The following is a 14518-nucleotide window of genomic DNA, read 5'->3' as shown; positions in this document are numbered from 1 at the left end:
AAAACAGGCGTTCTTTCGGGGATGAGTCTGACAATGGGAAAAGGGGCCGCTCTGAAGGCGACCCTTTTTTGCTTAACCAGAGCCCGATCGCCCGCCTGCGGGCGGGCGATCGGGGGATTAAAATCCTAAGCTATCCAGCAGGTCATCAACCTGATCCTGGTTCGCGACCACGCCCGGTGCATCGGCGTGGATTTGCGGACCGTTCAGCAGGCTGGTGCCCTCCTGACGCTTCTCTGCGCTGACTTCTGGCATGTTCTCCAGCAGCACCATCAACAGCTGGCGCTCAATTTCCTGGATCACATCCATCATGCGCTTGATAACCTGGCCGGTAAGGTCCTGGAAATCCTGCGCCATCATGATGGCCAGCAGTTGCTTGTTGGTAAACGAGGTGTGCTCGGGAACGTCGGTGAGGAATGCGCGCGTATCCGTCACCAACTCCCGCGCATCGCTCAGCTCGATTGGGTTCTCAAACCACTCATCCCAGCGTTTTTTCAGCTGGGTTGCCCCGGCTTCCATTTTATCCTGATGAGGTTGTGCTGCTTCAACACAGTTCAGTGCACGGTCAGCAGCCTGTGCGGTCATCTGCACAACATAGTCCAGGCGATCGCGGGCATCAGGAATGGCTTCAGCCGCATCGGCAATGGCTTTATCCAGTCCCAGCTCACGCAGACTGTCGCGCAGCATACGCGTCAGAGAACCAATGCGGGTAATGATGTCGTGTGCCGAGGCATCCATAGTTGGTTTCGGAAGGTCGCTCATCACATCTCCTTACATGCCCAGTTTTTCGAAAATTTTACCCAGCTTCTCTTCCAGGGTAGCTGCCGTGAAGGGTTTCACGACATAGCCGCTGGCTCCCGCCTGGGCGGCGGCGATGATATTCTCTTTCTTCGCTTCCGCAGTGACCATCAACACCGGCAGTGAACTCATCGCCGCGTCGGCACGAATGGTCTGCAGCAGCTGCAGGCCATCCATGTTTGGCATGTTCCAGTCGGAAATTACGAAGTCGAAACCACCCGCTTTGAGTTTGCCGAGGGCATCCACACCATCTTCCGCTTCTTCTACGTTATTGAAGCCCAGCTCTTTCAGCAGGTTACGTACAATACGACGCATCGTATTGAAGTCGTCTACTACCAAAAAGCGCATGTTTTTATCAGCCATATCTACTCCTGAGTTGTCTCGCCCGGCAGGACGGGCCTGTTAAATACGCAATGCCTGTCCGGCGCTAATTTTCGCCAGCATGTGCTGGCTGATGTTGCTTAAATCTACGACTTCGCTTACGCCGCCCGTGGCAATAGCCTCACGCGGCATGCCAAATACCACACAGCTGGCTTCATTCTGAGCAATGGTCCAGGCACCTGCCCGATGCATTTCCAGCATTCCGGCCGCCCCGTCATTACCCATGCCAGTGAGGATCACCCCCACCGCATTCCGGCCAGCGTTTGTCGCCACCGATTTAAACAGCACATCCACAGAAGGTTTGTGCCGGTTAACCGGTGGCCCTTCATTCAGTTTCACGACATAGTTGGCACCGCTGCGGCCCAGCTCCATGTGCATCGCGCCTGGCGCGATGTAGGCGTGACCCGGCAGAATACGTTCGCCATCTTCGGCCTCTTTTACCGTGATCTGACAGAGCTTGTTCAGACGCTCGGCAAAGGAGCGGGTAAAGCCTGGCGGCATATGCTGCGTAATCAGCAGCGCCGGGCTGGTGGCCGGTAACGGCTGCAGCACGTGGCGAATTGCCTCAGTTCCGCCGGTAGAGGAGCCAATCGCAATCAGCTTCTCGCTACTCAGCAGTGGCCCGGCCTTCAGCGACGCAGGCACCGGCATTGCAGCCCGGTTGTGCACACGGGCACGGGCCGCCGCGCGAATTTTGTCGCCAATCATCTGGCTGTAGGCCAGCATCCCTTCGCGGATCCCCAGCTGCGGCTTGGTGACGAAATCGACCGCGCCCAGTTCCAGTGCCCGCAGGGTAATTTCAGAGCCTTTGCCGGTCAGCGATGAGACCATCACCACAGGCATCGGCCGTAACCGCATCAGTTTTTCCAGGAAATCGAGGCCATCCATGCGCGGCATTTCCACATCCAGCGTCAGCACCTGCGGATTAAACTGCTTGATCAAATCGCGGGCGACCAGCGGATCGGGCGCTGTCGCGACCATCTCCATATCCGGATGGCTGTTGATGATTTCGGTCATCAACTGCCGCATCAGCGCAGAGTCATCCACGCACATCACGGTGATTTTACTCATCATCTTTCCTTCGTCAGTCCATAGACGGTTTGTCCACGCAGCCAGAATTCTTTACTGATCTGACTGAAGTTTTCAGAGTGTCCGGCGAACAGGATGCCGCCGGGCTTCAGCAGAGGGACAAACCGACGCAGAATCTTTTCCTGCGTCTCTTTATCGAAATAGATCATCACATTGCGACAGAAAATGGCGTCAAAGGGCCCCGGCAGCGACCAGTCGTTCGCCAGCAGGTTAAGCTGCGCGTAGGTGACCAGATTGGCCAGCTCGGGACGCGCCCGTACCATGCCCGCATGTGGACCCGTGCCGCGCAGGAAGAAACGCTGCATCTGCGCCGGAGAAAGCGTGCGCAGCTCCTCCTGGCGATAGACACCCGCCACCGCTTTTTCCAGCACCTGGGTGTCGATATCGCTGGCATGAATCTGGAACTTGCCCGGTCCGGTGCCCAGCGTTTCCGCCAGCGTCATGGCGATGGAGTAAGGCTCCTCGCCGGTTGATGCTGCGGTGCTCCAGACGCTGTAGTTGCCCTGGCGCTTGCGTGCATGCTCCGCCAGAATCGGAAAGTGATGCGCTTCGCGAAAGAACGCGGTCAGGTTAGTAGTCAGGGCGTTGATAAAAGCCTGCCATTCGGCGCTGTTAGGATCGGACTCCAGCAGCGCCAGATAGCGACCAAAGTCGTCGATATTCAGCGTACGCAGGCGACGAACCAGACGGTTGTAAACCATCTCACGCTTGTGGTCTGCCAGTACGATACCGGCACGCTGATAGATCAGCTGACTGATACGACGAAAATGCGTATCGGAGAGCGGTAAACGCTGCACCATCTGCGACAGCAGCGTTGTCGTCTCATTTTGATCTAATACCGTCGATTTCTTCATCTCTGCACCTGGCCCGAACTGAATAAAGTAACTGTTTGCTGCGATGCCCGGCGGCTCAACGGCAGCCGGGCGACGGGCGATTAAAAGGTTTCCCAGTTGTCGTCGCTGCGTGCCGCAGAAGAACGATCAACGGCTAACGGTGCATCTGACTGGCGCGTTTTTATCGCCGTTGTCTTGTTAACGGCCTGAACGACAAATTCTTTACCAATATTGAACACTGATACCGCCTGTTTGAGCTGACTTGCCTGATCTTCGAGCGCGGCAGCGGCAGCTGCGGACTCTTCCACCAGTGAGGCGTTCTGCTGCGTCACGCGATCCATCTCGGTGACGGCCAGGCCCACCTGGTCGATACCGCGGCTCTGCTCATCTGAGGCGGAGGCAATTTCGCCCATGATGTCGGTCACGCGGGTGACCGCGCTGACGATGTTGCTCATGGTGTCACCGGCGCTCTCTACCAGCACCGATCCGGTATTCACGCGACTGACTGAATCTTCAATCAGCCCCTTGATCTCTTTGGCGGCCTGCGCGCTGCGCTGCGCCAGGCTGCGTACTTCACCTGCAACAACCGCAAACCCACGTCCCTGCTCACCAGCACGCGCGGCTTCCACCGCCGCATTCAGCGCCAGAATGTTGGTCTGGAAGGCAATGCCGTCGATGACGCTGGTGATATCGGCGATTTTTTTGGAACTGCCGGCAATCTCTTTCATCGTGGTCACCACACCATCCACCACTTTGCCGCCCTGCTGTGCCGTTTCGGAGGCGGTCAGTGCCAGCTTCGACGCCTGGCGGGCGTTTTCAGCATTCTGCTTCACGGTTGCGGTCAGCTGCTCCATGCTGGCTGCCGTCTCCTCCAGCGAAGCAGCCTGTTGCTCGGTGCGGGAAGAGAGATCGTTGTTGCCGATGGAGATTTCGCTGGCGCCGGTATAGATGGCATCCGAGCTGTCACGCACGGTGCGAACGGTGCTCACCAGCTCCTGCTGCATGTGCTGTAACGACGTCAACAGATCGCCGATTTCATTACGGACAGTAATTTCAATGGGCTGGGTCAGATCGCCACGCGCGATGTGCTGAATGTGCTCAATACTCTGACGTAGTGGGCGAATTAACACCGAGCGCATCATGTTCCAGACCAGAATAATCATCAGCAGCGTAACGGCCAGCGTGGCGATAACGATAGTGATGGAACGGCTGTAAGCCTGCTGATTAGCTTCCACACCCTGCTGAGCCAGTTCTTTGTTGTGATCCAGCCAGGCGCTGTAATCTTTCTGAAACTTGTCCTGATAGCTCTGGGTTGGCTGATCCACAAACCCTTTGAAGTTGCCGGTGGTAAAGAAAACCATCAGCTCCGCCAGCGCATCGTGATAGGCCTTATAGTTCGCCTGCAACGCCAGAACGTTTTCGGCAGTTTTGCCCTGCTCTGACAGGTTGTCGTTAAAGATCTGATAATTTACTTCTGCCTGTTTCAGCTCTTCGCCTGCCAGTGCCACCAGCTCTTTAACGCTGGCGCCCGAACCTGACATCTGCGCATCCTGCAGAAAACGAATACCCGCGCGGTTCAGCGTGTTACGTGCCTGAACCAGCGAAACCCAGGAAGTCCCCATCGCCTGTTGCAGGGTGTTCAACTGCTGGTTATAAGCAAAATTGTCTTTATCTGAACTCACCGTTTTAAAAAACATCCCACCGGAAAAGAGCTGCAGCAGCGCAAAGAGCGCCAGCACACACAGCAGGCCGGAAACAACACGTACTCGACTGAACATAAACACCTCATTGGTTGGCGATTCGTGTTTATTTATCGGCGACGAGGAGGGGAACTTTATGCATAGCGACGGCTTAACGCCGCCGCTGTCATCAAGGGGGGGAAATCAGGCGCGGGAAATTCTGAAGACGGACACGGCCTGGGTCAGTGCGCTGGCCTGCTGCTCCAGCGCGGCGGCCGCGGCGGCCGACTCCTCTACCAGTGAGGCGTTCTGCTGCGTCACCCTGTCCATCTCGGTGACAGCCTGCCCGACCTGCTCAATACCACGGCTCTGCTCATCGGACGCGGAGGCGATCTCGCCCATGATGTCAGTGACGCGGGTCACGGCATCCACGATCGCATCCATGGTGCTACCGGCGCTTTCCACCTGCAGTGAGCCGCTGTTGACACGAGAGACAGAGTCTTCAATCAGCCCCTTAATCTCTTTGGCCGCCTGGGCACTGCGCTGCGCCAGGCTGCGTACTTCACCAGCGACCACGGCAAAACCCCGCCCCTGTTCACCGGCACGGGCTGCTTCAACCGCCGCGTTCAGCGCCAGGATATTGGTCTGGAAAGCGATGCCATCAATCACGCTGATGATGTCAGCAATCTTCTTAGAACTGCCTGCAATCTCTTTCATCGTTGTGACCACGCCATCCACCACTTTGCCGCCCTGCTGCGCGGTTTCAGAGGCGGTCAGCGCCAGCTGTGACGCCTGACGGGCGTTATCGGCATTCTGCTTCACCGTGGCAGTGAGCTGCTCCATGCTGGCGGCGGTCTGCTCCAGTGAAGCGGCCTGTTCTTCGGTGCGGGCAGAGAGGTCATTGTTACCCGCGGCAATTTCAGTGGCTCCCGTGAAGATGGCATCTGAGCCATCACGCACATTACTGACGGTCATCACCAGCGACTGCTGCATCTCATGGATCCCGGCGGCGAGCTGGCTCATCTCATTACGTCCTTCTACCGTGATTGGCTGAGTCAAATCGCCGGACGCGATGGTACGAATCTGCACCAGTAGCTGCTGCAGCGGCTGAATCAGCACCTGACGCAGACCAAACCAGCAGGTGACGATCACCGCCAGCACAACCACGCCAATGGCGGCCAGCAGCCACATCATCTGCGTAAAGGCTCTCTGGTTCTGCGCCATGCCCTGATCGGACAGCGCAGTCTGGCGCGCGCGCCACTCATCATACGTACCCTGCATGGCGACCTGCTTCTGTTCGATGTTCTCTCTGAACATCCCTTCCAGATCGTGCGCCTGCAGACTTTTCACCATCGCCTTCAGGCCATTCTCATAGCTGGCGTAGTTGGCTTCCAGCTTGTCGCCGAGCGCTTCATCCAGGCCCGGCGTGGTCGGCAGGTGGTAGTAGATCTTGAAGTGGCGTTCGGCTTCCGCGAGCTGTTTCTGTGCTTTGGCAATCAGTTCATCAAGCTGACCGCCATTCATTTGTGATGCCATGCTGGTCTGTAAGCGCAGCATGGCGCGGTTCAGCGTGGTACGGCTGTTGTTTAACGAGATATAGGCGTCGGTCATCTCAGTGACATTGCGATTAGAAACCTGTGACAGCGCAAAGGCCGTTTTGTCTTTATTGAGAGCTGACCAGAAAAGGCTGCCAGAGACTAACTGGAGCGCGCCAAAGATAACCAGTACCGCGATCAGGCTGGTCACCACTTTTATTTTTTTTAACATCACTTTCCCCTGGAGGTTAATTACGGTGTTGCGGCTATATCGGCGCGTTCGGAGAATTTGTTAACGTTTTTCAGCGCGTTCTGGAAGGAAGTGGCTTTTGTAATTATTTTTATTAACATACGCCGCTCAGTCTGGCTTTGAGTCGCATGATTTCCGGCAAAACTGCGCATCCCGCAGGATGCGCAGCGTGCTATCAGAAGGTTTCCCAGTGCGTGTCACTGACCGGCGCGGTCAGTGCATTGCGCGGGGTCTGTGCCAACGTGGCCGGTGCCGCGATGGGCAGATGTTTCGTCAGGCTCTGCTGCACGGCGCCACGTTTTATTCTGAACAGGGAAACGGACTGGCTTAACCGGCTGGCCTGATCTTCCAGCGAGGCGGCAGCCGTGGCGGACTCTTCCACCAGCGAGGCGTTCTGCTGGGTTACGCGGTCCATCTCGGTAACGGCCTGACCAACCTGATCGATACCGCGGCTCTGCTCATCCGATGCCGAGGCGATTTCCCCCATGATATCGGTGACGCGCGTAACCGCATTGACGATGTCGCTCATGGTTTCGCCCGCCGTGCCGACCAGCTGAGAACCGATATTAACCCGGTTAACGGAGTCATCGATCAGCCCCTTGATCTCTTTGGCTGCCTGGGCGCTGCGCTGCGCCAGGTTTCGCACCTCGCCTGCAACCACCGCAAAGCCCCGCCCCTGCTCTCCCGCGCGCGCGGCTTCTACCGCGGCGTTCAGCGCCAGGATATTGGTCTGAAAAGCGATGCCATCAATGACGCTGGTGATATCGGCAATCTTTTTCGAACTGCCCGCGATGTCGCTCATGGTTTTCACCACGCCATCGACCACGCTGCCGCCTTTCTCCGCCGTTTCCGATGCGCTGAGCGCCAGTTTTGACGCCTGACGGGCGTTTTCAGCATTCTGTTTTACCGTCGCGGTGAGCTGCTCCATGCTGGCAGCGGTCTGCTCCAGCGAGGCTGCCTGCTGTTCCGTCCGGGCAGACAGGTCGTTATTACCGGCAGCGATCTCACTGGCGCCAGTGAAAATTGCATCCGACCCTTCGCGCACCTGGGTGACGGTCCGCACCAGGGATTGCTGCATATCAAGCAGGCTGGCTGCAAGTTGTGTCATCTCGTTGCGCCCCGTCACCTCAATCGGCTGGGTCAGATCCCCCTGGGCGATGTGCTGAATGTGATTGATACTGCTGTTCAGCGGCGTCAGCACGATTCGGCGTAGTCCTACCCAGCAGAGCACGATGACCGCGAGCACCGCGCCCATGATAAAGGCCAGCGTCCACATCATACGGCTGTAAGCTTCGCTGTTCTTTTGCACACCCAGTGTCGCCAGCCGATTCTGGTCAGCACGCCATTCGCGGTAAAGCGTCAGGAAAGCACTCTGGCTGGGCGCGACCGGGATTTTTCCGGCGGCCGCCAGATCGCTGGCCTGCAATGCGCCCTGCATGCTGTTTAGCGCGGCAGCGTAGTCGCTATAACGCTGCTCAAGCTGACTGTTGAGCTGCGGATCTAATCCCGGCGTATCCGGCGTGGATTTAAACGCTTTGTAGAAGCCATCAGCCGCCCGCAGGAAAGTTTTGCTCTCATCGAACAGACCGGCAACGTCTGCTGTTTTCCCTTCCAGTTTGCTGGTGGCAAAACGCAGCTGAATACGGGTCAGCAGTACCCGACTCTGGTTAAGGCTCATATAGGCATCGTTGAGCGACTGGGTATTTTGCGTCGCCAGCTGCGACACAGCAAAACTCTCCTTGTCGTGACTTAACGCCGAGTAGAAAACAGAACCGGAGATGGCCTGAAGCAGCCCAAAGACCAGCAGCACCATAAACAGGCTGGTGACAACGCGAATTTTCGTTAACATGATTAACCCTGAAAAAAGTAGGTGATTAAAGGTGGCTTTGAGTTTATCGGCAGCCGCAGGCAGGAAATTAGGCGCAATTCGTGCGCAAGTGATGATTTAAAAGGGTTTCTTGCGGGAGGAAACGATCACGGGCCGGTTGTAACCGGCCCGTGATGCGGTGATTATGCGGTGCGCAGGTTATCCACCAGCGCCATCTCGTCGCTGTTGAGCAGCTTCTCGATGTCAACCAGAATCAGCATACGTTCACCCAGCGCACCCAGACCGGTCAGGTACTCGGTGGACATGGTGACGGCGAACTCAGGTGAAGGACGGATCTGATCCTGGGTCAGTGACAGAACATCTGACACGCCGTCAACCACGATACCGACCACTCGGTTTTCCAGATTCAGTACGATAACCACGGTGTTTTCGTTGTACTCCACATCGGGCTGCGCAAACTTCACGCGCAGGTCGATAATCGGCACAATCACGCCGCGCAGGTTGGTGACGCCACGGATGAAATCAGGGGTATTCGCGATGCGCGTCACCTGATCGTAGCCGCGGATTTCCTGAACCTTGAGGATATCGATGCCGTACTCTTCGTCGCCGAGCGTGAAGACCAGAAACTCCTGACCGACAGTTTCGCCAGCGATTTTTGTCACGGTTGCCATTCCATTCATAATATTTACCCTTTCGTTATCAATCAGGCGGCAGCGCCGGCCACACGTTTTTCACGGTTAAGTGACTGCAGTGCTGAAACATCAACAATCAGCGCCACGCTACCATCGCCCAGAATGGTTGCTGCGGAGATGCCCGGCACCTTGCGATAGTTACTTTCCAGGTTCTTCACCACCACCTGATGCTGACCAATCAGCTGGTCCACCAGCAGCGCGTAACGCTTGCCCGCGCTCTGCAGGATCACTACGATGCCCTGCGTGGCCTCGGTTTTCGCGCCCTGCACATCAAAGACGTTCCACAGCTCGACCAGCGGCAGATATTCGCCGCGCACTTCCAGCACGCACTCGCCACCGGCCAGCGGTTTCAGCTCTTCGGCGCGCGGTTGCAGCGATTCCATCACCGCATTCAGCGGCAGAATAAAGACTTCGTCGGCCACGCGGACGGACATGCCATCCAGGATCGCCAGCGTCAGCGGCAGCAGGATGCGGATAGTGGTGCCTTTGCCCTGCTTCGAAGCGATTTCGACGTGACCGCCCATCTCCTGAATGTTTCGTTTCACGACGTCCATGCCGACGCCGCGTCCTGACACATCCGTCACCTGCTCAGCAGTAGAGAAGCCAGGCGCGAAGATCAGCATGCCGACTTCTTCATCGCTCATGTTTTCGTGAACCGGCAGACCGGAAGAGAGGGCTTTAGCCAGAATACGTTCACGGTTAAGGCCCGCACCATCGTCCGAAACTTCAATGCAGATGTTTCCGCCCTGATGTTCCGCCGACAGCGTCAGGTTACCCGTGGCCGTTTTACCGGTTGCCAGACGTTTTTCCGGGGTTTCAATACCGTGGTCGAGGCTGTTTCGCACCAGGTGCGTTAATGGGTCAATAATGCGCTCAATCAGACTCTTATCGAGTTCGGTTGAGCTGCCCAGCAGTGTCAGTTCGACTTCTTTACCCAGTTTACTGGCAAGATCGCGCACCAGACGCGGGAAGCGGCTGAAGACATATTCCATCGGCATCATACGAATGGACATGACCGATTCCTGCAGATCGCGGGCGTTACGCTCCAGCTGACCCATGCTGTTCAGCAGGTCGCCGTGCGCCACCGGATCGAGCTCGCCGGAACGCTGGGCGAGCATTGACTGGGTAATCACCAGTTCGCCCACCAGGTTAATCAGCTGATCGACCTTCTCGACCGCTACGCGGATACTGGTCGATTCGCTCGACTTGGCTGGCGCCGCCGCGCGCTTGCTCTCCCGCTTCACCGCTGCCACTGGCAGTTCGGTGACGCTGGCGGTGTGAACCTCTTCAACCTGTGGCGCAGCGGCCTGCGCCGCCGGGGCAGCTGCGGCATCGTCTGCATCAGGGAAATGGATCTGCGCTTCGTCGATAACGAAGCAGAGCACTGCCACGATGTCATCTTTACCCACGCCGTCAATGCAGACATCCAGCGTGCTGGTGCCCTTCTTCACGTCGGTCAGCGTGCCAAGATTGCCCATCTCCTCCAGCATCAGATCGACCTCTTTTTCTTTGAGATCGATCAGCCGGACACGCAGGCCGCCTGTGCTGGCCGCGTCTGCGCTCACTGGTGCATGGCTGGCAGCCGCGACAGGCGCTGGCTCGTCAACCGGCAGGCCTTTCGCCTCGAGCGCCAGCTGGCGCAATGCTTCACAGATATATTTGAAGCTCTCCGCGTTAGGCTCCTGCGCGGTTTTATAAGCATCGAGCTGTTCCTGCATAATATCTTTGGTTTCCAAAAACAGGTTGATGATGTCGGTGCTGAGCTGCATCTCGCCGCGACGAGCACCATCCAGAATGTTTTCCAGGATATGAGTCGTTTCCTGTAATACCGTAAAACCAAAGGTTCCGGCCCCACCTTTGATGGAGTGAGCGGCACGGAAGATGGCGTTAAGCTGCTCAGAATCTGGCTCCTGCGGGTCAAGACCCAGCAGGTGTTGTTCCATATCCGCTAATAGCTCATCGGCTTCATCAAAAAACGTCTGGTAAAAATCGCTGATGTCCATACTCACGGGAATCACCTCGGTTGTGAGGGGGCTGCTGTATTCACCGCGCTGCCTGATGTTGCCAGCGGTGCGCGAATCTGTTCAAGTGCCGCCGGATCGCTGATCTGGACGGCATCACTTTCTGCGTTTTCTTTTTCTATTGCTGCTTCGGTGTCATGGTTCAACACCAGCAGGCTGATGCGACGGTTTACTGCATCATCCCCGCCGCGATTTTTCAGGCGCATCGTGTCGGCCATGCCTAACACCCGCAAAACTTTGCCGCTATCCAGGCCGCCCAACACCAGTTCGCGGCGGGAGGCGTTGGCACGATCGGCCGACAGCTCCCAGTTGCTGTAGCCTTTGTCGCCGCTGGCATACTGGAAATCATCGGTATGTCCGGCCAGACTGATGCGGTTAGGAATAGCATTCAGAATCGGCGCTATTGCGCGCAGAATGTCGCGCATGTAGGGCTCAACCTCGGCCCGGCCGGTTTTAAACATGGGCCGGTTCTGGCTGTCGATAATCTGAATACGCAGCCCCTCTTCCACCATGTTAATAATCAGATGCGGGCGCAGCGCTTTCAGGCGCGGATCGGCTTCAATCAACTGGTCCAGCTTTTCACGCAGCCGGTTAAGGCGGATCTCATCCAGCTGCCGTTTCTGGGCATCCATATCGACAGCTTTCTTCACTTCGCCATCTTTCTTCGTCGGATCGTCACCGCCGCCGGGAATAGGGCTATCGCTGTCACTGCTGCGCGCCCCACCGGTCAGAGCCACCTTCAGCGGCGTTTTGAAATACTCAGCGATCTGCACCAGCTCCTGCGGGTTGGCGATCGACAGCAGCCACATCACCATAAAAAAGGCCATCATCGCCGTCATAAAGTCGGCGTAGGCAATCTTCCACGATCCGTGGCTGCCTTCATGGCCTTTATGTTTGCGCTTTTTAATCAGCACAATTGGGCGATTGCCGTGTTTCATGAAGTCTCGTCCGAAGTTTGTTTAGCCGGATTCTTGGCGTTACGCACATGCTCTTCCAGTTCGCTGAACGATGGACGCTCAGCGGAGTAAAGCGTTTTACGACCAAATTCAACAGCAATCTGTGGCGCGTATCCGTTGAGGCTCGACAGCAGGGTCACCTTGATGCACTGCATCATCTTGGTGGTTTCCGCACACTTCTGGCGCAACACCGACGACAGCGGTGAGATAAACCCGTAAGCCAGCAGGATCCCCAGGAAGGTTCCTACCATCGCATGGGCCACCAGCGCCCCCAGTTCCGCCGCCGGGCGGTCAGCTGAGGCCAGCGCATGGACCACACCCATTACCGCAGCTACGATACCGAAAGCGGGCAGGCCATCACCCACTGCAGCAATACTTTGCGCTGGTACGTCACACTCGTGTTCGTAGGTCTCAATCTCTTCATCCATCAACGCTTCGATTTCAAAGGCGTTCATGTTGCCGCTCACCATCAGGCGCAAATAGTCAGTGATAAAATCGACTAACTGTTTATCGGCAAGAATACGGGGATAATTAGCAAAAATTTCGCTCTGACTGGGATCTTCAATATCACGCTCGAGCGACAGCATCCCCTGTTGACGCGACTTCGCCATCAGGCGATAAAGCAGCGCCATCAAATCCATATAAACCGCTTTATTGTATTTTGATCCGCGAAATAATAAAGGCAGCGCCTTCAGCGTTTTTTTAATCGACTTGCCGTTGTTGCCGACTAAAAAAGCACCGGCCCCGGCACCTCCGATCATTAATAATTCAGCCGGCTGATAAAGCGCGCCCAGATGGCCACCTACCAGTGCGTATCCGCCTAACACGGAGCCTAAAACAACCAGGTAACCTATAATTATCAGCACAAAAATTCCTTACGTCCGAAACGTGTTGGTGGAAGTGACGCCAGCGCAGCAGCTGTAATTCCTGAACCGCAAGCAAAAAAAAAGCAGCGGTCTTAACCGCTGCTGGATGACTTCCACATTGCGAACAAACTTAAACGGCGTGTTTAACCTGTTCATCCAGCAGTTGTGGAAACATATCGGCAGGTTCTGCAGAAAGTTTACGTCTTTTTACGGCACGTGATGGCGGCTGGCACAGGCTGCAGGTGAAGCTGCCAACGGGCTGATGCGCATGGTTAATAAAGCTGCCATTGCAGCACTTGCAATCCGCCAGCTCCAGCATGCCACTTTCAACGAATCGGACCAGGGTCCAGGCGCGGGTCAGCGCCAACAGCGGGCCCTCGTCCGATTGCGGACATTGTTCAAGATATAACCGGTAGGCTTTGATCACGGCATCGACGCCGCTGCACAGACCCGTTTTCAGCAAAAACTTCCAGGCGTTACAGAAGATCGAGGCGTGAATATTCTGCTCCCAGGTCATAAACCAGTCTGTCGAAAACGGCAGCATGCCCTTCGGTGGCGGACTGCCACGCAGTTCTTTATAGAGCTTGATCAACCGGCCACGGCTCAGCTGGGTTTCGCTCTCTAACATCTGTAAGCGCGCACCTAAGGTGATCAGTTCCATTGCCAGTTGAATATCACGGGCTTCCTGAACAATACTTTTTTCACTCATGACATTGCTCTCTTTTTAGCAGGCAGATCATCTTTAGACGCATTACGCAGTAAACCGCTTGATAATAAAATACCGGTGTGGATTTGCTGTAAATCATCCACGCGGGATTCCTGTGTCAGACGATTAATCGCTGTGCTGTCGGTAAAACGGAACTGACAAACCAGTTGATTGGTTTCCGCCATTTTTACCATCTCAGGCAATGTTAATTCAGATAATGCATTTGCCATTTTCTCGTCAATGCCGAGGCGAAACATTGCAGAAGCTTTATCCTGGTTAATTAAACGCTGCGCGAGCAGTAAATAAGACAAGTTGAGATCGTAAATATGTTTCAGTACTTCAGAGGTGCCCATTTATTTTCCATCCTGAGAGATGAGACGTAACTGTATCGCAGAAAGTTTCTGCGGTTCGAGCTGCTGTTTGTTAAATCAAAAGATGGCAAAGAAACCTTCAGATATCTGTAATGCCATGCTTTCTGCCTTCTGTTTTCTGTGGGTTTCAGACCCACCGAAGGTCAAAAAACCATGCCATTTTATTTTCGGGTTCGGGACACCTTCCGTGATGTCTTCTTACGTTTTTTAGGACTAATCCGAAAACAACGCAAATCTATATCGTCTGATTTCGACATACAACGACAGCCAGATGAAATTTTAGATAAAGTGTGACGCAGATCACACTTTTAAGGCAAATTTCTTCAGCAACCCTTTACCATCGCTTACCTTCTGGTCAAATTTTGAACAAAAATATGTGATTTTAAGTCCAATTTGTCCTGAGAAAGGCTTAATAGGGGGTAATTGCAGCGTTATTCGACGCTTTGAACAGGCGTGAAGGGATATCGGAAGTTAATCGTTTTATCACCCTATTTAGAACCACCTGGTGATGGGTTT

At 55.4% G+C, this 14518-nt stretch carries 13 protein-coding genes; all 13 read right to left on the bottom strand.

Annotated elements, in window-relative coordinates:
- Positions 1–117 precede the first annotated feature (117 nt).
- Positions 118–759 carry a protein phosphatase CheZ gene (cheZ, locus tag RT657_RS15775; RefSeq protein WP_111139804.1) on the bottom strand — a complete coding sequence of 214 codons (642 nt, stop codon included), beginning with the start codon at positions 757–759 and terminating at the stop codon, positions 118–120.
- 9 nt (positions 760–768) lie between these two features.
- On the bottom strand, positions 769–1158 hold the full coding sequence (gene cheY / locus RT657_RS15770; protein WP_010258559.1) for a chemotaxis response regulator CheY: 390 nt from the start codon (positions 1156–1158) through the stop codon (positions 769–771).
- 39 nt (positions 1159–1197) lie between these two features.
- Positions 1198–2247 carry a chemotaxis response regulator protein-glutamate methylesterase gene (locus RT657_RS15765; protein WP_128085068.1) on the bottom strand — a complete coding sequence of 350 codons (1050 nt, stop codon included), beginning with the start codon at positions 2245–2247 and terminating at the stop codon, positions 1198–1200.
- Complete coding sequence (gene cheR, locus RT657_RS15760) at positions 2247–3119, bottom strand: protein-glutamate O-methyltransferase CheR (protein WP_313655581.1); 873 nt, start codon at positions 3117–3119, stop codon at positions 2247–2249. Before cheR ends, RT657_RS15765 begins: the two co-directional genes overlap by 1 nt.
- A gap of 80 nt (positions 3120–3199) precedes the next feature.
- Complete coding sequence (locus RT657_RS15755; protein ID WP_313655579.1) at positions 3200–4876, bottom strand: methyl-accepting chemotaxis protein; 1677 nt, start codon at positions 4874–4876, stop codon at positions 3200–3202.
- Positions 4877–4981: 105 nt separating this feature from the next.
- Complete coding sequence (locus RT657_RS15750) at positions 4982–6544, bottom strand: methyl-accepting chemotaxis protein (RefSeq protein ID WP_313655577.1); 1563 nt, start codon at positions 6542–6544, stop codon at positions 4982–4984.
- Positions 6545–6737: 193 nt separating this feature from the next.
- Entirely contained in the window at positions 6738–8411 is a 1674-nt protein-coding gene (locus RT657_RS15745; RefSeq protein ID WP_313655575.1) for a methyl-accepting chemotaxis protein, read from the bottom strand.
- Positions 8412–8572: 161 nt separating this feature from the next.
- A complete protein-coding gene (gene cheW / locus RT657_RS15740; RefSeq protein ID WP_313655573.1) occupies positions 8573–9070 on the bottom strand; it encodes a chemotaxis protein CheW in 498 nt (165 codons plus the stop codon).
- A gap of 23 nt (positions 9071–9093) precedes the next feature.
- Positions 9094–11085 carry a chemotaxis protein CheA gene (cheA, locus tag RT657_RS15735; RefSeq protein WP_313655711.1) on the bottom strand — a complete coding sequence of 664 codons (1992 nt, stop codon included), beginning with the start codon at positions 11083–11085 and terminating at the stop codon, positions 9094–9096.
- Between the two features lie 11 nt (positions 11086–11096).
- Positions 11097–12041: a flagellar motor protein MotB gene (gene motB / locus RT657_RS15730; protein ID WP_313655572.1), complete on the bottom strand. Its 945-nt coding sequence runs from the start codon at positions 12039–12041 to the stop codon at positions 11097–11099.
- Positions 12038–12925: a flagellar motor stator protein MotA gene (motA, locus tag RT657_RS15725; protein ID WP_128085060.1), complete on the bottom strand. Its 888-nt coding sequence runs from the start codon at positions 12923–12925 to the stop codon at positions 12038–12040. Before motA ends, motB begins: the two co-directional genes overlap by 4 nt.
- A 130-nt stretch (positions 12926–13055) precedes the next feature.
- Positions 13056–13634, bottom strand: coding sequence for a flagellar transcriptional regulator FlhC (flhC, locus tag RT657_RS15720; protein WP_111141564.1), 579 nt, complete (start codon positions 13632–13634; stop codon positions 13056–13058).
- The gene (gene flhD, locus RT657_RS15715; RefSeq protein ID WP_111141566.1) at positions 13631–13984 is read right to left on the bottom strand and encodes a flagellar transcriptional regulator FlhD; all 354 of its coding nucleotides are present in this window, start codon (positions 13982–13984) and stop codon (positions 13631–13633) included. Before flhD ends, flhC begins: the two co-directional genes overlap by 4 nt.
- Positions 13985–14518: the final 534 nt, after the last annotated feature.

The organism is Pantoea sp. (assembly GCF_032114055.1).
Taxonomy (GTDB): Bacteria; Pseudomonadota; Gammaproteobacteria; order Enterobacterales; family Enterobacteriaceae; genus Pantoea.
The sequence above is the reverse complement of the archived record's forward strand: the minus strand, read 5'-3'. Positions and strand labels throughout refer to the sequence as shown.